Origin of the sequence: Pseudomonas sp. LW8 (genome assembly GCF_041956865.1) — a bacterium.
In the GTDB taxonomy this organism is placed as follows: domain Bacteria; phylum Pseudomonadota; class Gammaproteobacteria; order Pseudomonadales; family Pseudomonadaceae; genus Aquipseudomonas; species Aquipseudomonas siliginis.
The window spans coordinates 5,419,337-5,441,564 of record NZ_CP168138.1; the positions used below are offsets into that span (position 1 = coordinate 5,419,337).

Below are 22,228 nucleotides of genomic sequence, written 5' to 3' on the forward strand. Positions count from 1 at the left end.
AGGGCTGCAATCACTCAGCCGACAACAATTTCTCAGCCTTGCGCTTTAACACACTCAGATCCACCAGCGGCACCGCAACCTCCTTCGCCAACTCATCCCAACACCGCATGCGCAGACTCAGCGCACACAACGGATCAGCCTCGAACGCATCCGCCTCAGCCGCGCTCATTACCCCGCCCTGATATTCCAGCGTCCTGCGACTCGCCTCACTCAACCGTGCGTAATAGCCCGGCTCGCGCAAGGTCAGATAGCGCTTGGCCTGAACGTGATATTCCACCAGTCGCGCCAGCCGTTCGCTGAAACCTGCCTCACGCAGATAATCGGCCCCGAGCCGTTCATGGCTGACCACGCCATAACCGCCCATGTTTTCCGCGCCCTCGGCACACAAATGGCCGATGTCATGAAAGAACGCCGCCAGCACCACTTCATCGTCACAGCCTTCAGCCATGGCCAATTCTGCGGCCTGGGACATGTGCTCGAGCTGCGACACCGGTTCGCCGATGTAATCGCTGGCGCCGAAGCGTTCATACAGGCCGAACACCCGGGCGATCACCTGTTCGTGATTCATGCCTCCTCCAGTAATTGCGCGATGTTGCGTTCGGCCAGCGCCGGGCCGACGCTCATGCCGACGCCGGTGTGCATCAGCGCCACGCTCAGGCCCGGTGCCGGGCGCAGGAAAGAAAACGGACCAGGCCCACGAGCACCATAGACGCCCTGCCAGCGTTCGACCACTTGCACCCGGCAGCCCAGCGTCTGCTCGGCGAGTTCGAGCATCCAGTTGTCGACCTGCTCGGCGTTGAACGGCGACGCATCGCTGCCGTAATGATGCGAATCGCCGATGATCAGTTCGCCATACGGTGTCGGGCTGATCAGCAAGTGAATGCCGTTGGCGTGCAGGTGCGGTTGTTCACGTAGGATCTGCGCCTGCACCGCTGCGGCTTGCGGCAAATCGGCGAAAGCGCCGTAGTGCACGCAGCTCAGGCCGGTGAGCACGGCGTGTTGCAGATCGAGATCGACCTGCGGTTTGGCCCGCAGCATTTGCAGACGACAGATCTGCGGATTGAGCGCAGCAATCGGCTCGGCCAGCAGGGTCTGATAATCGTGGCCGGAGCAGATGATGATCTGCTTGGCGGTAAAACTGCCGGCGGTGCTGTGCAGATGCCCCGGCTCGACATCGCGCACCAGTGTGGAAAAGTGAAACTCGACGCCCAGATCTCGGCGCAAATAATCGATCAGCGCCGGAATCGCTTCGCGCGAGTACAACTGCTGATCATCGATACCGTGCAGCGCGGCGCGGTGATGGCTGAACTGGCCGCCATAGAGATCACGCAACGCCGCGCCGCGCAGCAGCTCGACGTTGTAGCCATGCTCGACCGCGCGGTCGGCGCAGAAGGCTTCGAGCAAGTATTCTTCGGCCGCGCTGCGGGCGAACAGGTATGAGCCGTTGCGCTTGATCTGCAGGCCGGCAAGTTGCGCCCAGTCGCCCCAGACCTCGCGGCTGGCCTTGGCCAGTTCGAGCATGATGCCGGGCGGCTGACCGGTCACCAGCGCCTGGCCGAAGTTGCGCACCGAAGCGCCGAGGGGCGTGGCGGTGCGTTCGAATACCGCAACTTTCAGGCCGCGTTTGGCAGCAGCATAGGCGTGGGACAGACCGAGGATGCCAGCGCCGATGATGAGCAGGTCTTTGGGTTGTGTCATGAAGAGGTGCTCTGAATGAGAAACCGCTTTCGCGAGCAGGCTCGCTCCCACAGGGGACAGCATTGCAACTGTGGGAGCGAGCCTGCTCGCGAAGAGGCCTTGTCAGTCGATAAAGATCTTACTTGGCGACAACTTTCTCGGACTTGCCGTCATACCGCTTGCGCCATTCAGCCAGGATCTCGTCGCGATTCTTTGAGGCCCAGGCAAAGTCGTTCTTGATCAGGCGCTGCTCATAGTCGGCTGGCAATTCGGTTTGCGGCTTGGCAATCCCCGGCTGGGCGAGCACGGCGAAGTTCTCCTTGTAAAGATCCATCGCCTCGGCGCTGGCGGAGAAGTCGGCGAGTTTTTTCGCTGCCTCTTCATGCGGCGTGCCCTTGATCACCGCCGTCGCTTCGATCTCCCAGCCCAGACCTTCCTTCGGCAGAATGATGTCCAGTGGCGCGCCCTGGCGTTTCAACTGTACGGCTGGATATTCAAAGGAAATCCCGATCGGAAACTCCCCCGCCGCCGCCAGTTTGCACGGCTTGGAACCGGAGTGAACGTACTGGCCGATGTTCTGGTGCAAGCCGTCCATGTAGGCCCAGCCCTGTTTCTCGCCGAAGGTTTGCAGCCAGGCGCTGACGTCGAGGAAACCGGTGCCGGACGACGCCGGATTGGGCATGACGATCTTGCCCTTGTACTCAGGCTTGGTCAGGTCCTGCCAACTGACCGGTTTGCTCAGCCCCTGCTTCTCGGCTTCGACGGTGTTGAAGCAAATGGTCGCGGCCCACACATCCATGCCGACCCAGGCTGGCGGGTTGGCGGAGTCGCGGTAATTCGCGCCGATCTTGGCCAGATCCTTCGGTGCATAGCTTTGCAGCATGCCTTGCTGATCGAGAATCGCCAGGCTCGACGCGGCCAGGCCCCACACCGCGTCAGCCTGCGGACGAGCCTTTTCGGCGAGTAGTTTGGCGGTGATGATCCCGGTGGAATCGCGCACCCACTTGATCTCGACGTCCGGGTTGGCCTTTTCGAAAGCGTCCTTGTAGGACTTCAACTGTTCGGCTTCGAGTGCGGTGTACACCGTCAACTCGGTTTTTGCCGCAAAGGCATTCAGGCTGAAAGTCGCGAGCACAGCAGCGGCCAGGGCCATAGGCTTGAACATGAGCGTTTTCCTGTAGATGAGTTGAACGGAGTTGCAATCAGTGACCGGGCGCGGTTTGCCGCCAGGCCTGGGAACGGCGCAGCAAACCGCGCGAAGCCCACGCCAGCAGCAAGGACACGCCGGCCGAAGTGAACAGAATCAGGGTCGACATCGCCGCCGCGCCGCCAACGTTGCCGGCATCGTCCATGTTCAGCACCGCCACCGCCGCGAGGATGGTGTCGGGGCTGTAGAGGAAGATCGCGGCGGAAACCGTGGTCATCGCCGAGACGAACAGGTAGCGCACGATGTCCAGCAGCGCCGGCAGGCAGATCGGCACAGTCACGCGCAGGTAATGCCGGTACAGCGGCGCCTTCAGCGACAGCGCCGCAGCCTCGAACTCAGCATCGAGCTGGCGCAGCGCGGTGGTCGCGGTCATTTGTGCGGTGGTCAGGTAGTGCGCAATGGTGCAGACGATCAGCAGCGTCATCGTCCCGTAGAGCACGTGCAGCGGATTGCCGCTGAGGTTGAAGAAGAAGACGTAACCCAGGCCCAGCACCAGCCCCGGCACCGCCATCGGCACGAAGCTGAGCATACGCAAAGCCAGGTTCAGCCCGCGCTGAGTGCGGGTTTTCTCCATCAGATAGGCGCCGGTAAAAATCAGCACACTGCCAATCAGCGCCGTGCCCAGCGCCATCTTCAGACTGTTGCCGTAGGCGAGCCAGCCACCGCCGGCGGTATCGTTGAACTGATAGTGGTTGAGCGACAGCGACAGGTTGTACGGCCAGAACTTCACCAGCGACGAAAACACCGCCATGCCGAACACCAGAATCAACGCCGCGCTGATCAGCAAAACAATGGCCAGATAGCAGCCGTCGCGCAGCTTGCACGGCAGCGGTTTGAACACCTGCGCGCGTCCGCTCATGGAGTCGCCATGGCGGCGACGCAACCAGGCATCGACACCGAAACTGAACAGCGCCGGCAGCAACAGCACCATGCCGATCAACGCGCCGCGACCGAATTGCTGCTGGCCGACCACGGCTTTGTAGGCTTCCAGCGCCAACACTTGATAGTCGCCACCGACCACCACCGGCACGCCGAAATCGGTGATGGTCAGGGTGAACACCAGACAGAACGCGGCGAACACCGCCTGACGGGTCGCCGGCCAGGTGATGCTGCGAAACGCCTTCGCAGGGCTGGCGCCCATGCTCGATGCGGCATCGAAAAGCCGCGCATCGGCCAGCGACAATGCCGAGAGCAAAATCATCAGCGCATGGGGAAAGGTGTAGATCACCTCGCCCAGCACAATGCCCCAGAACCCGTAGATATTGTCCGAGAGCAACCCACGCAGCATGCCCTGATTGCCGAACAGATAGACCAGCGCAATCCCCGGCAGCATCGACGGCGCCATCAGCGGCAGCAGGGAGATCCCGCGCCAGATGCCTTTGCCCGGAATCAGCGTGCGTTGCAGCGCGTAGGCAAACAGGTAGGCCAGCGGTACGACAATGGCCGCAACGCTGAGGGACACTTTCAGGCTGTTGCCAAGCAACCAATGGAAATTGGCACTGGTCACCAACTCTTTCGCCGCGAGCCAGCCACCGCCCTGCCCGGCGTCATTGCTGAAGCCGCGCCAGAAGATCGCCAACAACGGCAGCAGCACCGCGAGGCCGAGCAACACCAGCAGAACGACTTTGCCGCCGACCACGAACAGGCGATCGCCGATCTCGGCTTTCGAAGACTGTCGCACCTGCTTGTGCGGTAGCGGCAGCGCGAGGTTGCTGTTCATCAGGCGAACACCTGCAAACTGCGCGGCGGCAAGGCGACCATGATCTGCTGGGCGCCGAGGCGCGGCATGGCTTCTGGCGCGATTTCGGCGAGCAGTGCGTGGCCCGGCAATTGATCAAGTTCGAAGCTCATCCGGCAGCGATTGCCGAGGAAAGTGATTTCGCGAACCCTGGCCGGGAACAGGTTTTCTTCGTGCACCAGCGGATTGACGTTGATCGCCTCCGGGCGGCAGAACAGTCGACCCGAAGCGCCGTGTACGCTGCCCTCGGCCAGGCGCAGATTCATCCCGCCGACCTGGGCGTGACTATCGCTGCTGCGCTGGAACGGCAGCCAGTTGCCCTGGCCGACAAACTCGGCCACGAACGGCGTGGCTGGACGGTTGTAGATTTCCTGCGGCGTGGCGTACTGCTCGACGCGGCCGTTATTCATGACCGCGATGCGATCGGCCATCAGCATCGCTTCGTCCTGATTGTGCGTGACCATCAGCGTGGTGATGCCGAGGTTGCGTTGCAGCTGACGCAGCTCAGTGCACAGATGCTCGCGCACCCGCGCGTCGAGAGCCGACATCGGTTCATCCAGCAACAGCAGCGACGGTGCCGGCGCCAATGCGCGAGCCAGCGCGACCCGCTGTTGCTGACCGCCGGACAGTTGGCCGGGGTATTTTTTCTCACTGCCAGTGAGGCCGACCAGTTCCAGCATCTGGCCGACACGCCGGCGCACTTCATCGCGACCGCTGCCGGCGAGGCCGTAGGCAATGTTCGCCTCGACCGTCAGATTCGGGAACAGCGCGTAGGACTGGAACAGAATCCCGTAATCCCGTGCTTGCGGGGCGAGGTGCGAGACATCGCGATCGCCCAGGTACAGCTCGCCACTGTCCTGCTGCTCCAGCCCGGCGATGCAGCGCAACAACGTGGTCTTGCCACAGCCCGACGGGCCGAGCAGACACACCAGTTTGCCGGCGGCGACATCAAGGGAGACGTTATCCAGCGCAGTGAACGCACCGAAACGCTTGTGCACGCCGCGCACTTTCATCGGCGCGCCGGGGTTGGTCAGGGCAGTTGCGATGGCAGGATTCATGGACAGGCCTCATCAAACGGATGAGGCCAATCCTAGAGTTGTAATGCGTCCGTCATGTGGCAACGAGGCAAAAACGGCTGATAGTGGTATTCGGGGATTTTGGTTCAGATTGTGTTTTGCCTGGGCTGACGCCTTCGCGAGCAGGCTCGCTCCCGCAGGGGATCGTGTTCACAACCCAAATCCAATGTGGGAGCGAGCCTGCTCGCGAAGAGGCCTTCTCAGACATTGAAGGTCTCATGCCGGAGACATCTCTTGTGCCAAGCCGAGGAACGCCGCCGGCAGACGCGCACCCTTGCGCTCTTTGAGGCAATACAGATACTCCGGAATCTGCGGCGCATTCTCGATGGTCAGCACGCGCAATTGCGGATCATGCGGCACTTCCTGCCGGGCAATGATGCTGATGCCGATATTGCGCAGCACCGCTTCGCGGATCGACTCACGGCTGCCGATTTCCAGCAGCGGCCCGAAGCTCACTCCGGCGCTGGCCAGCAACTCTTCGGTCAACCGCCGCGTGGTCGAACCCGGCTCGCGCATCAACAACGTATGCCCGGCCAGCGCGTTCAGCGTCACATGTTCCTGCGCGGCCAACGGATGATTGCGATGCACCGCCAGCACCAGCGGATCGGTGCCGAGTACCCGGCGAATCAACCGCGCATCGTCGAGCAGCTGTGACGACGCCGCGACATCCACGCGGTAATCCTCCAGCGCTTCCAGGACCTGCTGCGAGTTGCCGATTTCCACCGACACTTCCACCTGCGGCAAACGCTCGCGGAAGGTCTTCACCAGATCGAGGATGTAATACGGCGCCGTCGCGGCAATGCGCAGCGTGCCCTGCACCTGACCGCTGTTGCGCAGGAAAAACTCGATGTCCGCCTCTTGCTGCAACAGGGTCTTGACCATCGGCAGCAAGCGCGCGCCTTCGTCACTGACGCTTAAGCGGCGCCCGCCACGGTAGAACAGTTCCACCGAATACTGACTCTCCAGATTGCGGATCTGCGTGGTCACGGTCGGTTGGCTGAGGCCGAGTTTTTTCGCCGCCAGCGTGATGCTGCCCAGGCGGGCGACCATGTAAAACGCTTTCAGCTCGGCACTCAGCACACTCTTTCCTCATCTATTTGCGCAGCAGGCGCAAACCGTTGAACACCACCAGCAGGCTCACACCCATATCGGCAAACACCGCCATCCACATGGTGGCGAGCCCGGCAAAGGTTACCGCAAGAAAGATCGCCTTGATCACCAGCGCCAGTGCGATGTTCTGTTTCAGGATGCTCGCGGTGTTGCGCGACAGGCTGATGAACGCGGGGATCTTGCGCAGATCGTCGTCCATCAGGGCGACATCGGCGGTTTCGATCGCGGTGTCGGTGCCGGCGGCGGCCATGGCGAACCCGATCTCGGCGCGGGCCAGTGCCGGCGCGTCGTTGATGCCGTCGCCGACCATGCCGACCCGGTGGCCCTGCTTGTACAGATCTTCGATGGCTTGCAGCTTGTCGGTCGGCAGCAAATCGCCGCGTGCCTCGTCGATGCCGACCTGGGCGGCAATCGCTTGCGCGGTGTGGACGTTGTCGCCGGTCAGCATCAGGGTTTTCACCCCGAGTTCATGCAACTGACGAATCGCTTCACGGCTGGTTTCCTTGACCGTGTCGGCCACGGCGAACAGTGCCAGTGGGCCTGAGCTGTCGAGCAGCAGCACCACGGATTTGCCCTGCTTTTCCAGGGCGAACAGCTTTTCTTCCAGCTGCGGTGAGCACAGGCCGAGCTCTTCGACCAGACGATGGTTGCCCAAGTGATAAGTCTGGCCGTTGATGTCGCCTTTGACGCCCCGCCCGCCCAGCGCGGCGAAGTTATCCACAGTAAGCGCGGCGAAGTTTTTATCCACAGCGGCGTTGGCAATCGCCAGCGACACCGGGTGATCGGAGCGCCTGGCCAGCGCGGCGGCGATGGCCGGTGCGCTGGCATCGGCCGTCGGGTCGAGTGACAGGTAATCGGTCTGCACCGGTTTGCCGTGGGTGATCGTGCCGGTCTTGTCCAGCGCCAGATAATCAAGCTTGAAGCCGCCCTCCAGATACACGCCGCCCTTGACCAGAATGCCCTTGCGCGCCGCCGCCGCGAGGCCGCTGACGATGGTCACCGGGGTGGAAATCACCAGTGCGCACGGGCAGGCAACCACCAGCAACACCAGCGCGCGGTAGATCCAGTCGAACCACGCCGCGCCCATGAACAACGGCGGGATGATCGCCACGGCCAAGGCGAAGACGAACACCGCCGGGGTGTAGATTTTCGAGAATTGATCAACGAAGCGCTGCGTCGGTGCCCGCGCGCCCTGGGCCTGTTCGACGGCGTGAATGATCCGCGCCAGGGTCGAATTGTTCGCCGCAGCGGTCACCGTGTATTCCAGCGAACCGGCCTGGTTGATGGTGCCAGCGAAGACTTTGTCACCGACGGTTTTTTCCACCGGCAGGCTTTCGCCGGTGATCGGCGCCTGGTCGATGGTCGAGCTGCCGCTGACCACCGCGCCGTCCAGCGCGATGCGCTCGCCGGGTTTCACCCGCACGCGGGCGCCGAGATCGACGCTTTTTACCTCTTGTTCGCGCCAGTTGCCGTCAGCCTGCAATACCGTGGCCTGCTCCGGGGTCATCTGCATCAAGCCGCTGATCGCATTGCGTGCACGATCCAGCGAGCGCGCCTCAATCAGCTCGGCGACGGTGAACAGGAACATCACCATCGCCGCTTCCGGCCACTGGCCGATGAGGATCGCGCCCGTCACGGCGATGCTCATCAGCGCATTGATGTTGAGATTGCGGTTCTTCAGGGCGATCCAGCCCTTTTTATAAGTGCCGAGGCCGCCGCTGAGGATCGACACCAGCGCAACGACTGCCACCACCCAGTCCGGCGCGGCGCTGGTGAAATGAATGACTTCGGCGCCCAGCGCGGTCAAGCCGGACAGCGCCAATGGCCACCAGTGTTTTTTCACCGCTGCCGGTACTGGCGCGTCGACACCCGCCTCGAGCGGCTCGGCGTGCATGCCGAGGGACTTGATCGCTTCGGTGATCGGCTCGGTGCCCGGCAGATTGTGGGTCACGCCAAGTACGCGGTTGATCAGGTTGAATTCCAGTTGCTGCACCCCGGCCAGTTTGCCGAGTTTGTTCTGGATCAGCGTCTGCTCGGTCGGGCAGTCCATTGCCTCGATGCGGAAGCTGCTCAGGCGCGCGTCGGCGCTGGTCTTTTCGCTCAGTTGCACCCGCGCAGGTGCGGCGGCTTTTGACGAGCAGCAGGAATCGCCGCCATGCGCATGTTTATGCACGGGCTGCAATTTATGACTGTGATCGTGACCGTCGCCGGGCTTGTGGGTGTGCAGGGAATCGCTCATTGGTCGCGTCCATGAAGGTGCCTGTTGCCAAGTAAAGACCCTGTAGCCACTATAGGGTCAAGCACCCTTTTGGAGATGGCGGTCATGAAGATCGGCGAACTGGCGAAACTCACCGACTGTGCGGTTGAAACCATCCGCTACTACGAGCGCGAAAACCTCCTGCCGGAACCGGCGCGCAGCGACGGCAACTATCGCGTCTACACCCAGGCCCACGCCGAGCGCCTGACCTTCATCCGCAACTGCCGCACCCTCGACATGACCCTCGAAGAAATCCGCAGCCTCCTCGCCCTGCGCGACAGCCCGCAGGATCAGTGCGAGAGCGTCAATGCGCTGATCGACGAACATATTCAGCATGTGAAGGCGCGGATTGATGGCTTGCTGGCCTTGCAGACACAACTGCTCGACCTGCGCCAACGCTGTGGCGAAGGGCCGGAGGCGGATCAATGCGGGATCTTGCAGCGGCTGGAAGTCAGTGGCGGGGTTGTCGCGACCGAAGTTGAGCATTCCCACGTCGGCCGTAGCCACGGCCACTAAGCACACCGCAAAAACAAATGTGGGAGCGAGCCTGCTCGCGAAAGCGGTGTATCAGTCGACACATCTGTGACTGACACGCCCTCTTCGCGAGCAGGCTCGCTCCCACAGGGATATTGCGGTGTGGTTTAGACCGCCATCGGCGCGGTCATCGGCGGATGGTGCTCATAGCCTTCCAGCGAGAAATCGCTCGGCTCAACCAATTCCAGCCACTCCGGCTGATATACGCCAGTCTTGGCAAACTCCGGCACGCGGTCGGAGATTTTCAGTTTCGGCATGGCAAACGGCTCGCGCTTGAGCTGTTCGTTGAGCATGTCCAGGTGGTTTTCGTAGACGTGCGCATCGCCGATGAAATAGGTGAACCAGCGCGGCGTGTAACCGGTCAGGCGCCCGATCAGGCTCAGCAGTGCGGCGCCTTCGGTGAGGTTGAACGGCGTGCCCAGGCCCAGATCATTGGAGCGGATGTACAGGGTCAGCGAGATCTCTTTGGTCTCGACATTCGGGTGGAACTGGTACAGCAGATGGCATGGCGGCAGGGCCATTTCATCGAGCTGGGCGACGTTCCAGCCGTGGAACAGGATGCGGCGGCTGCCCGGATCGTTGATGATCGTGTCGACGCACTGGCGCACCTGATCGATCGCCTTGTACAGCACGACGTAGGCCTGGCCGTCTTCTTCGCCCTGGGCGATCTGCTTGTAGCCGTTGCTCAGGGTTTGTTCGATGGCGGCGGTATTGCTCAGCGGGATCTGCTTGTACGCCGGCCACTTGCGCCATTGCACGCCGTAGATTTCACCGAGGTCGTCGTCGCCCTGACGGAACGGGTTGGCCAGCCACTGCGCGTTTTCGTTGGCGTTCTGGTCCCAGACCTTGCAGCCCAGCGCGCGGAATTCAGCGGCGTTGTTCACGCCACGCAGAAAGCCGCACATCTCGCCGATGGCCGATTTGAAGGCCATTTTGCGCGTGGTGATCGCCGGGAAGCCTTCCTGCAGATCGAAACGCAGCATCGCTCCCGGGAAACTGATGGTGTTGATACCGGTGCGGTTGGCCTGTTTGGTGCCGTTCTGAATGACGTGCGAGACCAGTTCGAGATATTGCTTCATGAGGTACCTGTGTCCTTGGAGCCCCGGCGTCGCGCGCCGGGGTTCGTAGTTTAAGCCGTCGGCGCGAGCGGCGCTGCCGGGGCGCGACGATAGGCCAGCCAGATCAGCAACAGCCCGCCGACAATCATCGGCACGCAGAGCACCTGGCCCATGGTCAGCCAGTTCCACGCCAAGTAGCCGAGCTGAGCATCCGGGACGCGGACGAACTCGACGATGAAACGGAAGATGCCGTAGAACAGCGCGAACATGCCGGAGACCGCCATGGTCGGACGCGGTTTGCGCGAGAAGATCCACAGGATCAGGAACAGCGCCACGCCTTCGAGGGCGAACTGATACAGCTGCGACGGGTGGCGCGGCAACTGCGCCGGATCGCTGAACGGCGGGAACACCATCGCCCACGGCACGTCGGTGGCCTTGCCCCACAACTCGGCGTTGATGAAGTTGCCGATGCGCCCGGCGCCCAGACCGATCGGCACCATCGGCGCGACGAAGTCCATGAGCTGGAAGAACGACTTGCCATTGCGCTTGCCGAACCACAAGGCCGCGAGCATCACGCCGATGAATCCGCCGTGGAACGACATGCCGCCCTTCCACACTTCGAAAATCAGCGTCGGGTTGGCCAGGTACGCGCTCAGATCATAGAACAGCACGTAACCCAGACGGCCGCCAACGATCACGCCCATCGATAGCCAGAACACCAGATCGGAGAGTTTCTCCTTGGTCCAGGTCGGGTCGAAGCGGTTGAGCCGGCGCGACGCCAACAGCCACGCGCCGCCGATGCCGATCAGGTACATCAGACCGTACCAGTGGATTTTCAGCGGACCGATGGCCAGGGCCACCGGGTCGATCTGCGGGTAAGGCAGCATTGCGACTCCTTGTTAGAGTGGAAAGCGAAATTCCCGGGCGACGCTGCCACCTCAGGATTAAGCCAGGATTGCCACGCGGTCAGAGCAGAAAGCTCAAACCCACGCAGAACAGCAAAGCGGCGAACAGCCTTTTCAGCAAGCGCGGCGACAATCTGTGCGCCAGACGCGCGCCGAGCCGAGCGAAGACCATGCTGGTCAGGGCGATGCCCAACAATGCCGGCAAATACACAAAACCGAGACTATGGGCCGGCAACAACGGATCGTGCCACCCCAGAATCATGAAACTTAACGCGCTGGCCAAGGCAATCGGCAGGCCACAGGCCGACGAGGTCGCCACCGCCTGCTGCATCGGCACGCTGCGCCAGGTCAGAAACGGCACGGTCAGCGAGCCGCCGCCAATGCCGAAAATCGCCGAGGCCCAGCCAATCACCGTACCGGCAGCGGTCAGACCGAGTTTGCCCGGCACCGTTCGGCTGGCCTTGGGTTTGACATCCAGCGCCAGTTGCACGGCGATCACCAGAGCGAACACACCGATGATCTTTTGCAGGTTCGGTCCGGAGATCGCTTCTGCGGTCAGCGCACCGAAACCGGCGCCGAGCAGAATGCCCACGGTCATCCAGCGAAAAATCGCCCAGCGCACCGCGCCCCGGCGGTGATGCTCACGCACGGCGTTGACCGAGGTGAATATGATCGTCGCCAGCGACGTGCCCACCGCCAGGTGCGTAAGGATCGACTGATCGAAACCCTGCAGGGTGAAGCTGAACACCAGCACCGGGACGATGATGATCCCGCCGCCAACGCCAAACAGCCCGGCGAGCACGCCCGCACAGGCACCGAGCGCCAGGTAGAGCAGAAATTCCATGACCGTCTCCAGCACGCATCGGCAAAACAGGAGCGGCATGTTAACGGATGCGCAGCCTTCTGCTCCACTGGCGATGGATGCACGGACGCCGGATGCGTAGAGTGGGCAAAAAACACACAAGGACCACCTTATGTGCCTGATTGTTTTCGCCTGGCGCCCGGGCCATGCCCAGCCGCTGATCGTCGCGGCCAACCGCGACGAGTTCTACGCCCGCCCCAGCCTGCCATTGGCACCTTGGCCCGAGGCGTCACAGGTGCATGCCGGGCGCGATCTTGAAGCTGGCGGCACCTGGCTGGGGATCGGCAGCAACGGACGCTTCGCCGCGCTGACCAATATTCGCGATCCGCAACAGCCGCCGGCCACCAAATCCCGGGGCGAGCTGGTGGCGCGGTTTCTTGCGGGCGATCTGTCGATTGATGATTATTTGAGCGATGTGGTGGCTCGTGCCGCCGAATATGCCGGGTTCAATCTGCTGCTGGGCAATGCCCATGAGTTGTGGCACTTCAATGCGCGGGCGTCAGAGCCGGTGATGTTGCAGCCTGGAGTTTATGGTTTATCCAACGCGGGGCTGGATACGCCGTGGCCGAAACTGCTCAAGGCCAGGGCGGCGTTGAGCGCGGTGCTGGACGATCCGCAGCCTGAGCGCTTGCTGGCCTTGCTGAGCGATGCGCAGACCGCACCCGAGGCGGAGTTGCCGGATACCGGGGTGGGCATGGCGACGGAGTCGTTGCTGTCGAGCGTGTTTATTGCCAGCCAGAGTTATGGGACGCGGGCGAGTACAGCGTTGGTTGTGCAGGCGGACGGAACGCGGCGGATGGTGGAGCGCAGTTTTGGGCCGTATGGCGGGCATCTCGGGGAAGTTGAGGTTTGTGTCTAACAGCAGCCCCTCACCCCAGCCCTCTCCCGGAGGGAGAGGGGGCCGACCGAAGTGCCTTGCGGTATACATCGACCTGAGAGATCGAGTCGATTATGGATTCAGCAAAGCACTTACAGGTCGACGGAGTTCTGCAGCATCCCCCAATCAGTCCCCTCTCCCTCTGGGCGGTCCGACGTTTCGGGAGGGCTAGGGTGAGGGGCCTTTGATCTTTAGAGAGCCTTGGTCACCACCGGCGAATTCATCTTGGCCAACCCGAGATTCTTCAGCGCCAGTTGCAGCGAGCTGTGGATAACCTGCGGGTTATCGATCTTCATCAGTTCCGCCAGCATCTCCTGCGCCTTGCTCAAGTTCACCTGGCGCAACATCCACTTCACCTTCGGCAAGTTGGTGGCGTTCATCGACAGACTGTCGAAACCCATCGCCATCAACAGCACCGCCGCCGCCGGATCCCCGGCCATCTCGCCGCAGATGCTCACCGGTTTGCCTTCGGCGTGGGCGTCAGTGACCACCGTTTGCAGGGCTTGCAGCACCGCCGGGTGCAGATAGTCGTAGAGGTCGGCGACGCGCGGGTTGTTGCGGTCTACCGCCAGCAGGTACTGGGTCAGGTCGTTGGAGCCGACGGAGAGGAAGTCGACCATCCGCGCCAGTTCCTTGGTCTGGTACACCGCTGCCGGGATCTCGATCATCACGCCGATCGGCGGCATCGGCACGTCGGTGCCTTCGTCGCGCACTTCGCCCCAGGCACGGTGGATCAGGTGCAGGGCCTCTTCGAGTTCGTGAGTGCCGGAGATCATCGGCAGCAGAATCCGCAGGTTGTTCAGGCCTTCGCTGGCCTTGAGCATCGCGCGCGTCTGCACCAGGAAGATTTCCGGGTGGTCGAGGGTGACGCGGATACCGCGCCAGCCGAGGAACGGGTTGTCTTCCTTGATCGGGAAGTACGACAGCGATTTGTCACCGCCGATGTCGAGGCTGCGCATGGTCACCGGTTGCGGGTGGAACGCGGCGAGCTGTTCGCGGTAGATCGCCAGCTGTTCCTTCTCGCTCGGGAAGCGCTGGTTGATCATGAACGGCACTTCGGTGCGGTACAGGCCGACCCCTTCGGCGCCACGCTTCTGCGCCCGCGCCACATCGGCGAGCAGGCCGGTGTTGACCCACAGCGGCATGCGGTGGCCATCGAGGGTCACGCAAGGCAGGTCGCGCAGGGTGTCGAGGCCCAGCGCCAGTTGTTTCTCTTCCTCGACGACTTCGGCGAACTGCTTGCGCAGCACTTCGCTCGGGTTGGTGTAGACCTCGCCACGGGTGCCGTCGACGATCATTTCGATGCCGTCGACCTTGGCGTACGGCAGATCGACCAGGCCCATCACTGTCGGAATGCCCATGGCTCGGGCGAGAATCGCGACGTGAGAGTTACCCGAACCGAGTACCGAAACCAGACCGACCAGCGTGCCTTCCGGCACCTCGCCGAGCATCGCCGGCGTCAGCTCTTCGCTGACCAGAATGGTTTTTTCCGGGTAGACCAGATTCTGCTGGCGCTCTTCCTGCAGATAGGCGAGCAGACGGCGGCCAAGGTCTTTGACGTCCGAAGCACGCTCGCGCAGGTAGGCGTCGTCCATCAGTTCGAAACGGTTGACGTGCTCAGTGACCACCTGACGCAGCGCGCCCTGAGCCCACTGCCCCGTCTTGATCACGGTGGTGATTTCGCTGCCCAGCGAGGCATCGTCGAGCATCATCAGGTAGACGTCGAACAGCGCGCGTTCTTCCGGGCGCAGCTGGGTCGCGAGTTTGGCGGACAAGGCGCGCATGTCGGCGCGCACGCCTTCGATGGCGGTCTTGAACAGCGCCAGCTCAGCGTTGATGTCGGTGATGGTCTTGTCCGGCACCACGTCCAGGTCCGCCGGCGGCAGCATGACCACGGCGGTACCGACGGCAGCACCCGGCGAACCCGGTACGCCGACGAACTTGGCTTCCTGAATGCCCTTGCCCTGCCGGCCCAGACCACGGATCGAACCGGTGGCCTCGGCGTGGGCGATCACGCCGGCAAGCTGCGCGCTCATGGTCACGAGGAAGGCTTCTTCACCTTCGTCGAACTGGCGGCGTTCTTTCTGCTGGATGACCAACACGCCGACGACGCGGCGGTGGTGAATGATCGGTGCACCGAGGAACGAGGCGTAACGCTCTTCACCGGTTTCGGCGAAGTAGCGATAGCGCGGGTGAACCGAAGCGTTCTCGAGGTTCAGGGGTTCTTCACGCGTGCCGACCAGACCGACCAGACCCTCGTTGGGGGCCATGCTGACCTTGCCGATCGAGCGCTTGTTCAAGCCCTCGGTGGCCATCAGGACGAAGCGATTGGTTTCCGGATCAAGCAGGTAGACCGAGCAGACCTGGCTGCCCATGGCCTCTTTGACGCGCAACACAATAATCCCCAACGCCGCCTTGAGATCCTTGGCGGAGTTAACTTCCTGGACGATCTTGCGCAGCGTATTGAGCATGGCTCGGGGTCGAACTCCGTCGTCAGTCGCGCGCTAAAAGGCGCGGGGCAAGCTCTTTGAGAGCGCGTCGATACACCTCGCGCTTGAATGTCACCACCTGGCCCAACGGATACCAATAGCTGACCCAGCGCCAGCCATCGAACTCCGGTTTACCGGTCAGATCCATCCGCACCCGCTGCTCGTTGGAGATCAGGCGCAGGAGGAACCATTTCTGTTTCTGGCCGATGCACAGCGGTTGGCTGTGGGTACGCACCAGGCGTTGCGGCAAACGATAGCGCAACCAGCCTCGGGTACAGGCCAGTATTTCAACATCTTCACGTTCCAGGCCAACTTCTTCGTTCAGCTCGCGGTACAAGGCGTCTTCCGGCGTCTCCTCGGGGTTGATCCCCCCTTGCGGAAACTGCCAGGCGTCCTGATTGATACGGCGAGCCCATAGCACCTGGCCGGCGTCATTCGTCAGAATGATCCCGACATTGGGGCGGAAACCATCGGGGTCGATCACGGCAACAACCTCGCAAACGCATGTCGCCGCATTGTTCCACAAAGCTTGATCAGGCGGCAACGAAGGTTCCTACCTTATGTGCACTCTTGTGAAAAGACCGTATTCTTGTCGCCTTTTTACTGACTTTTCAGCGGGTAACTGCAATGCGCCTGGCTTTATTCGATTTGGACAACACCCTTCTGGGCGGCGACAGCGATCACGCTTGGGGCGATTATCTGTGCGAGCGCGGCTTCCTCGACCCGATCGCCTACAAGGCGCGTAACGACGAGTTCTATCAGGATTACCTGGCCGGCAAGCTGGACAACGCCGCCTACCTGAACTTCTGCCTGGAAATTCTCGGCCGCACGGAAATGGCCGTGCTTGAGCAATGGCACAGCGATTACATGCGCGACTGCATCGAGCCGATCGTGCTGCCCAAGGCACTGGAGCTGCTGAAGAAGCACCGCGATGCCGGCGACAAACTAGTGATCATCACCGCCACCAACCGTTTCGTGACGGCACCGATCGCCGTGCGCCTGGGCGTGGAAACCCTGATTGCCACCGAATGCGAAATGATCGACGGCCGCTACAGCGGGCGCAGCACCGACATCCCGTGCTTCCGCGAAGGCAAGGTCACGCGCCTCAATCGCTGGCTGGAAGAGACCGGCTATTCGCTCGAGGACAGCTATTTCTATAGCGATTCGATGAATGATCTGGCGCTGCTGGAGCAGGTGACGAATCCGGTGGCGGTGGACCCGGATCCGAATCTGCGGGCCGAGGCCGAGAAGCGTGGCTGGCCGGTGATTTCGTTGCGCGACTGAGATTGCTATCGCTGGCAAGCCAGCGATGGGGGTCAACTCGGCCTCAAGCCTTAAACCGGCTTGGCCCCCATCAACGCCGCTATGGCGACAAATCCGACGCTGCTTACAATCGCCAGCGCCAGATTGAATGTGCGATTGCCCACCCCGCTCGTCCACAACCGATCCAGCCGGACCAGCAGCCAGACCGCACTGAACGTGGCCACGGCGTAGATCACGCTGGATCCCAGAATCCACAATTGGCCCAACGGCCAGCCCACCAGGTGCACCAACCACCAGCCGGTGAAAGGCATGCTGAGCATGCCGATCAGCATCAGACACCAGATGAACAGCCACGGACGGCGCATCGTACTGGCCGGCCCTTCGCTGCGATTTCGCCAGGTCAGGGCGGCGAGCACCAGCCCGCTCGCGAGGATAACCACGGTCGCCGCAACGTGGAGGACTTTCAGGGTGGTCAGGGTTTCCATGTCGTTCTCATCCGTAGATCCATGCCCATCAGCGTAGCCGCTCAGCCAAGAAACAGCTGATAGGCCGGGTTGTCGCTTTCATCCCAGTATGGATAGCCGATTTCCGCCAGCGCCGCCGGCACCAGATGACGTTCGTCATGCGGCACTTGCAAGCCGGCGACCACACGCCCGTCCGCCGCGCCGTGGTTGCGGTAGTGGAACATCGAGATGTTCCAGCGCCCGCCGAGCTTGTTGAGGAAGTTGAACAGCGCGCCCGGGCGCTCCGGGAATTCGAAGCGCAGCACCACTTCATCGACCACCTGCGCGGCGCGGCCACCGACCATGTGGCGAATGTGCAGCTTGGCCAGCTCGTTGTCGGTCAGGTCGAGCACCGGAAACCCCTGCTCGGTCAGGCTCGCCAGCAAGGCGCTGCGCGGATCGTTGTCCGGGTGGGTCTGCACGCCAACAAAGATGTGCGCTTCGCTGCCGGTGTTGTAGCGGTAATTGAATTCAGTGATCTGGCGCTTGCCGATGGCTTCGCAGAACGCCTTGAAGCTGCCGGCCTTTTCCGGAATGGTCACGGCGATGATCGCTTCGCGACCTTCGCCCAGTTCGGCGCGTTCGGCGACGTGGCGCAGGCGGTCAAAATTGACGTTGGCGCCGGAGTCGATGGCGACGAAAGTCTGGCCGCTGACGCCACGCTGCTCGACGTACTTCTTGATCCCGGCCACGCCCAATGCGCCGGCAGGCTCGGTGATCGAGCGGGTATCGTCGTAGATATCCTTGATCGCCGCGCAGATCTCGTCGGTGCTGACAGTAATCACTTCATCCACGTAATCCTTGCAGATCTCGAAGGTGTACTGGCCGATCTGCGCCACCGCCACGCCGTCGGCGAAGATGCCGACAGTCGGCAGAACCACGCGCTCGCCCGCTGCCATTGCCGCTTGCAGGCAGTTGGAGTCGTCCGGTTCGACGCCAATTACCTTGATGTCCGGACGCAGGTATTTCACGTACGCCGCGATACCGGCGATCAGGCCGCCACCGCCGACCGGGACGAAAATCGCATCCAGCGGCTGCGGGTGCTGACGCAGGATTTCCATGGCCACGGTGCCCTGCCCGGCAATGGTGTGCGGATCGTCGTACGGGTGGATGTAGACGTAGCCTTTTTCATCGACCAGTTTCAGCGAATAGGCCAGCGCTTCCGGAAACGAGTCACCGTGCAGCACCACTTTGCCGCCGCGCGAACGCACGCCTTCAACTTTGATTTCCGGGGTGGTCTTGGGCATGACGATGGTGGCTTTGACGCCCAACACTTTCGCCGCCAGAGCCAGACCCTGCGCATGATTGCCCGCCGACGCGGTGACCACGCCGCGGGCGCGCTCTTCGTCGCTCAGTTGCGTCAGCTTGTTGTAGGCGCCGCGAATCTTGAACGAGAACACTGGCTGCAAGTCTTCGCGCTTGAGCCAGATGTCATTGCCCAGCCGCTCGGAGAGCTGACGGGCGTTCTGCAGCGGGGTTTCTACGGCAACGTCATAAACGCGCGAGGTGAGGATCTTTTTGACGTACTGTTCGAGCATCGGAAAGCATCACTGGCGACTGGGCGGGACCAGCGAGTCTAACCCGCCTTTTGCCGAGGCGACCACACTAAACAGGTGGTTTTAAGGTCTGGAAACCCAATCTTGAGTGAGCACCGTTGTGGTGAGGGGATTTATCCCCGCTGGAGTGCGAAGCGCTCCCCTGCTTTTTTTCAGTCACACCGCGTTCCTGGGTTTTACGACGACTGCGTCGCCGAACGGGGATAAATCCCCTCGCCACAGCTTGTTTCCCCCTGTACCACCGCGAGGCCTATAATGCCGGCCTTTCTGCCCAACCCTTGCCCGCTTCCGGAGCCCGCATGACCCAGGATCAACTCAAACAGGCCGTGGCCCAGGCCGCCGTCGACTTCATCCTGCCGAAACTCGACGACAAGAGCATCGTCGGCGTCGGCACCGGCTCCACCGCCAATTGCTTCATCGACGCCCTGGCCCAGCACAAGGGCGCGTTCGATGGCGCGGTCGCCAGCTCCGAAGCCACCGCCGCGCGCCTCAAGGGCCATGGGATTCCGGTGTATGAGCTGAATACCGTCAGCGATCTGGAGTTCTACGTCGACGGCGCCGATGAGAGCGATGCGCACCTGAACCTGATCAAGGGCGGCGGCGCGGCCCTGACCCGCGAGAAGATTGTCGCCGCCGTGGCCAAGACCTTCATCTGCATCGCCGACGCCAGCAAACTGGTGCCGGTGCTCGGCGAGTTCCCGCTGCCGGTGGAAGTCATCCCGATGGCCCGCAGCCACGTAGCCCGCCAACTGGTGAAACTGGGCGGCGACCCGGTGTACCGCGAAGGCGTGCTGACCGACAACGGCAACATCATCCTCGACGTGTTCAACCTGCAGATCACCAACCCGGTGGAGCTGGAAGCACAGATCAATGCCATCGTCGGCGTGGTCACCAACGGCCTGTTCGCCGCGCGTCCGGCGGATCTGTTGTTGCTGGGCACCAGTGAAGGCGTGAAGACGCTGAAGGCTGAGTAACAGACTGCCCACTTGCCATGGGCTGATAAATAAACCTGTGGGAGCGAGCCTGCTCGCGAAAGCGTCGGGTCAGTCAACATATTCAGAGACTGATCAACCGCCTTCGCGAGCAGGCTCGCTCCCACAGTGTTTTGTGATGTCAGTTAGTTTGGTGTGGGTTTCTTGAACACGTAAAACAGATTCGGCTCGCTCACCAGGTACAACGTGCCGTCATCATCCATTGCAATTCCCTCCGCCTGCGGCACGGTTTTCTGCAAACCCTGGCGCCCGCCGCTGATCGACATGGTGCTCAACGGGCGCCCGTCGACATCCAGTTCGATAATCAACCGCGACTCGTCCGACAGCGCCAGCAAGTGCCCGCTGCGCTCGTCGTACTGCAGACTCGACAGATCACGCACAAACATTCCGGCATCGCGCTTGGGGTTGTTGATCACGTGCACCGCGTAGGTCTTGTCCGGTTTGAAATGCGGGAAGCCGTGGACTTCGTAGATCAGCATCGGGTCGCGTTCTTTCGCCACGAACAGCCGCTTGCCCACAGAATCATAAGCAAGCCCTTCGAAACCCTTGTTGCCGGACATGTGCACGCCAAGGGTCATTTGCTCGGCATCCTCGGCATCGAGAAAAGTGGTGTCGGCCTCGAGGTGGATCTTGATCAGGCGTTGCTGACGCTCGTCGGTGATCACGTAGGTGTCGGCACTGATGTACTCGACGGCTTCCGGATCGCCAAACCCCACCAGAGCGATGCGCCGCAGAATCTTGCCTTCCAGGGACAATTCGACCAGTTCGGAATTCTTGTTGGTCACGGTGAACAGGCTTTTACGCACCGGATCGTAGGTCAGCGCCGAGACGTCATCGTCGAGCCCCTCGATCGGCCGCGCCTCGATCGTCACCCGATACTGGTCGAGCCCGATCGCCTCGCTGCTCACCGGTTGCCACAGCGTGTGCAGGTTGAACCAGGCGCGCTCGAACAGACGCAGGTATTGGCCGATCGCGATCAACGCAATCAGGACAATCATCAACAGGACGAGAATCAGCGGTTTGGGGCGGGCAAGTCGACGCATTCAGGCAGGCTCGGATTCATGACAGGCCGATGAAATATCACGCCCGTCTGAATTGAAGCTTAATGGCCACTTGCCTCGCACGACAACTGCGCAATTCCGCAATTACTGTAGGGAAAGTTACCGATGTTTTTCGAATCGGTAGAACAGGTTCGGTTCGCTGACCATGTACAGCGTGCCGTCCTCATCCATGGTCATGCCTTCGGCGCGGGGAATGGTGTCTTTCAGACCGTTGAAATTCCCAAGCAACGTCATGAAGCTGACTTGCTTGCCATCCTCGTCGAGTTCAAGCAACAGGTGTGAATCCGCCGACAGCACCAGCAGATGGCCAGTGCGCGGATCGACAGCCAGCGCCGACAGGTTGCGCAGATCCAGCTGATCGCTGGCCAGTTTTTGCTTGTCGCCCTGCAGGGTCTGGCCGCCATCGCTTTTCCACGTGAACAGCGCCGGTGGGCGTTCCTCCCCCAGAATCAATCGCTGATTGCGCGGATCCCACGTGATGGCCTCAAACGCCTTGTTCTGATCTTTCGACGGCCCGAGGTCGTATTTGGGGAAATCGGCGATGTTCAGCTCACGAGTCGCGGCATCGACCTTAATGATCGACAACGTATGCTCACGCTCATCGACAATGGCCAGCAAACCGTTTTCCATGACCGTCAAGCCTTCCGGATTGCTCCAGCCCACCAACGGCATCTTGCGCAACACGTCGCCCTCAAGCGTCAGCTCGACCAGGAAGGCATTCTTGCCCATCACCGCGAACAGGGTCTTTGTCTGCGGGTTATAGGCCAGATCCGAAGCTTCGTCCTTTTCCATACCCGGCAGCGGCTTGGCATCGATGACCACCTGATAATCCGGCAGCCACACACTCTCCTTTTGCTCGGCCTTGCTCTCGAAGCGCTCCAGCACCCACAGCACGCCGCGATCATCCCAATGCATGGCGAACGCCAGTCCATAGGCTGCGGCGATGACCAGCAACAGCCAGACATACCAGCGCAGGACGAAGCGCGAACGGGAGGGGGATTTCTGCTGAGTTCGAGATGCCATCGAGGGATGCGTTCCGTTAATTCAGGCCAAGGGTAATAGC

The 22,228-nt window shown here is 61.7% G+C and carries 20 protein-coding genes; 4 read left to right on the top strand and 16 right to left on the bottom strand.

Going from position 1 to position 22,228, the window contains the following annotated elements; all coding sequences use genetic code 11:
• Window positions 1–10 precede the first annotated feature (10 nt).
• From AB9L16_RS24585 to AB9L16_RS24615, 7 genes are all read right to left on the bottom strand, one after another.
• The gene (locus tag AB9L16_RS24585; RefSeq protein WP_150742968.1) at window positions 11–568 is read right to left on the bottom strand and encodes a phosphonate degradation HD-domain oxygenase; all 558 of its coding nucleotides are present in this window, start codon (window positions 566–568) and stop codon (window positions 11–13) included.
• On the bottom strand, window positions 565–1,698 hold the full coding sequence (locus AB9L16_RS24590) for a TIGR03364 family FAD-dependent oxidoreductase (protein ID WP_375122831.1): 1,134 nt from the start codon (window positions 1,696–1,698) through the stop codon (window positions 565–567). The genes AB9L16_RS24585 and AB9L16_RS24590 overlap by 4 nt, the downstream gene beginning before the upstream one ends.
• Before the next feature lie 118 nt (window positions 1,699–1,816).
• Window positions 1,817–2,842, bottom strand: a complete 1,026-nt coding sequence (locus AB9L16_RS24595; RefSeq protein WP_375122832.1) for a putative 2-aminoethylphosphonate ABC transporter substrate-binding protein — start codon at window positions 2,840–2,842, stop codon at window positions 1,817–1,819.
• Window positions 2,843–2,879: 37 nt separating this feature from the next.
• Window positions 2,880–4,604, bottom strand: coding sequence for a putative 2-aminoethylphosphonate ABC transporter permease subunit (locus AB9L16_RS24600; RefSeq protein ID WP_041476848.1), 1,725 nt, complete (start codon window positions 4,602–4,604; stop codon window positions 2,880–2,882).
• The gene (locus AB9L16_RS24605; protein ID WP_375122833.1) at window positions 4,604–5,680 is read right to left on the bottom strand and encodes a putative 2-aminoethylphosphonate ABC transporter ATP-binding protein; all 1,077 of its coding nucleotides are present in this window, start codon (window positions 5,678–5,680) and stop codon (window positions 4,604–4,606) included. The genes AB9L16_RS24600 and AB9L16_RS24605 overlap by 1 nt, the downstream gene beginning before the upstream one ends.
• A gap of 234 nt (window positions 5,681–5,914) precedes the next feature.
• On the bottom strand, window positions 5,915–6,778 hold the full coding sequence (locus AB9L16_RS24610) for a LysR family transcriptional regulator (protein ID WP_038861192.1): 864 nt from the start codon (window positions 6,776–6,778) through the stop codon (window positions 5,915–5,917).
• Between the two features lie 13 nt (window positions 6,779–6,791).
• Window positions 6,792–9,047 (bottom strand): heavy metal translocating P-type ATPase, encoded by a 2,256-nt coding sequence (locus AB9L16_RS24615; RefSeq protein WP_375122834.1) that lies wholly within the window; start codon window positions 9,045–9,047, stop codon window positions 6,792–6,794.
• An 84-nt stretch (window positions 9,048–9,131) separates the two neighbouring features.
• Here AB9L16_RS24615 and cadR point away from each other — a divergent pair, with 84 nt between their 5' ends.
• Complete coding sequence (gene cadR / locus AB9L16_RS24620) at window positions 9,132–9,581, top strand: Cd(II)/Pb(II)-responsive transcriptional regulator (protein WP_016772685.1); 450 nt, start codon at window positions 9,132–9,134, stop codon at window positions 9,579–9,581.
• 125 nt (window positions 9,582–9,706) lie between these two features.
• Here the strand turns inward: cadR and AB9L16_RS24625 are convergent, their stop codons facing one another.
• From AB9L16_RS24625 to AB9L16_RS24635, 3 genes are all read right to left on the bottom strand, one after another.
• Window positions 9,707–10,678, bottom strand: a complete 972-nt coding sequence (locus AB9L16_RS24625) for a thymidylate synthase (RefSeq protein WP_056786272.1) — start codon at window positions 10,676–10,678, stop codon at window positions 9,707–9,709.
• A gap of 50 nt (window positions 10,679–10,728) precedes the next feature.
• Window positions 10,729–11,544 (bottom strand): prolipoprotein diacylglyceryl transferase, encoded by an 816-nt coding sequence (lgt, locus tag AB9L16_RS24630; protein WP_016772683.1) that lies wholly within the window; start codon window positions 11,542–11,544, stop codon window positions 10,729–10,731.
• A 79-nt stretch (window positions 11,545–11,623) separates the two neighbouring features.
• Complete coding sequence (locus tag AB9L16_RS24635; protein ID WP_041476853.1) at window positions 11,624–12,406, bottom strand: sulfite exporter TauE/SafE family protein; 783 nt, start codon at window positions 12,404–12,406, stop codon at window positions 11,624–11,626.
• A 130-nt stretch (window positions 12,407–12,536) separates the two neighbouring features.
• Here AB9L16_RS24635 and AB9L16_RS24640 point away from each other — a divergent pair, with 130 nt between their 5' ends.
• Complete coding sequence (locus AB9L16_RS24640) at window positions 12,537–13,283, top strand: NRDE family protein (RefSeq protein ID WP_375122835.1); 747 nt, start codon at window positions 12,537–12,539, stop codon at window positions 13,281–13,283.
• A 209-nt stretch (window positions 13,284–13,492) separates the two neighbouring features.
• Here AB9L16_RS24640 and ptsP read toward each other — a convergent pair whose 3' ends face one another.
• Window positions 13,493–15,772, bottom strand: a complete 2,280-nt coding sequence (ptsP, locus tag AB9L16_RS24645; RefSeq protein ID WP_024014698.1) for a phosphoenolpyruvate--protein phosphotransferase — start codon at window positions 15,770–15,772, stop codon at window positions 13,493–13,495.
• A 22-nt stretch (window positions 15,773–15,794) separates the two neighbouring features.
• A complete protein-coding gene (locus AB9L16_RS24650; protein WP_003229203.1) occupies window positions 15,795–16,274 on the bottom strand; it encodes an RNA pyrophosphohydrolase in 480 nt (159 codons plus the stop codon).
• Between the two features lie 143 nt (window positions 16,275–16,417).
• On the opposite strand from AB9L16_RS24650, the gene AB9L16_RS24655 reads away from it, so the two are divergent.
• Window positions 16,418–17,074, top strand: a complete 657-nt coding sequence (locus AB9L16_RS24655; RefSeq protein WP_375122837.1) for an HAD family hydrolase — start codon at window positions 16,418–16,420, stop codon at window positions 17,072–17,074.
• A 50-nt stretch (window positions 17,075–17,124) separates the two neighbouring features.
• Here the strand turns inward: AB9L16_RS24655 and AB9L16_RS24660 are convergent, their stop codons facing one another.
• Window positions 17,125–17,538: a DUF2269 family protein gene (locus AB9L16_RS24660; RefSeq protein ID WP_375122838.1), complete on the bottom strand. Its 414-nt coding sequence runs from the start codon at window positions 17,536–17,538 to the stop codon at window positions 17,125–17,127.
• Window positions 17,539–17,579: 41 nt separating this feature from the next.
• On the bottom strand, window positions 17,580–19,094 hold the full coding sequence (gene ilvA, locus AB9L16_RS24665) for a threonine ammonia-lyase, biosynthetic (protein WP_016772678.1): 1,515 nt from the start codon (window positions 19,092–19,094) through the stop codon (window positions 17,580–17,582).
• Window positions 19,095–19,411: 317 nt separating this feature from the next.
• Here ilvA and rpiA point away from each other — a divergent pair, with 317 nt between their 5' ends.
• Window positions 19,412–20,086 (top strand): ribose-5-phosphate isomerase RpiA, encoded by a 675-nt coding sequence (gene rpiA / locus AB9L16_RS24670; protein ID WP_007913886.1) that lies wholly within the window; start codon window positions 19,412–19,414, stop codon window positions 20,084–20,086.
• 143 nt (window positions 20,087–20,229) lie between these two features.
• Here rpiA and AB9L16_RS24675 read toward each other — a convergent pair whose 3' ends face one another.
• Window positions 20,230–21,147 (bottom strand): SdiA-regulated domain-containing protein, encoded by a 918-nt coding sequence (locus AB9L16_RS24675; protein WP_056786260.1) that lies wholly within the window; start codon window positions 21,145–21,147, stop codon window positions 20,230–20,232.
• Between the two features lie 117 nt (window positions 21,148–21,264).
• On the bottom strand, window positions 21,265–22,188 hold the full coding sequence (locus AB9L16_RS24680; protein WP_375122839.1) for an SdiA-regulated domain-containing protein: 924 nt from the start codon (window positions 22,186–22,188) through the stop codon (window positions 21,265–21,267).
• Window positions 22,189–22,228 lie beyond the last annotated feature (40 nt).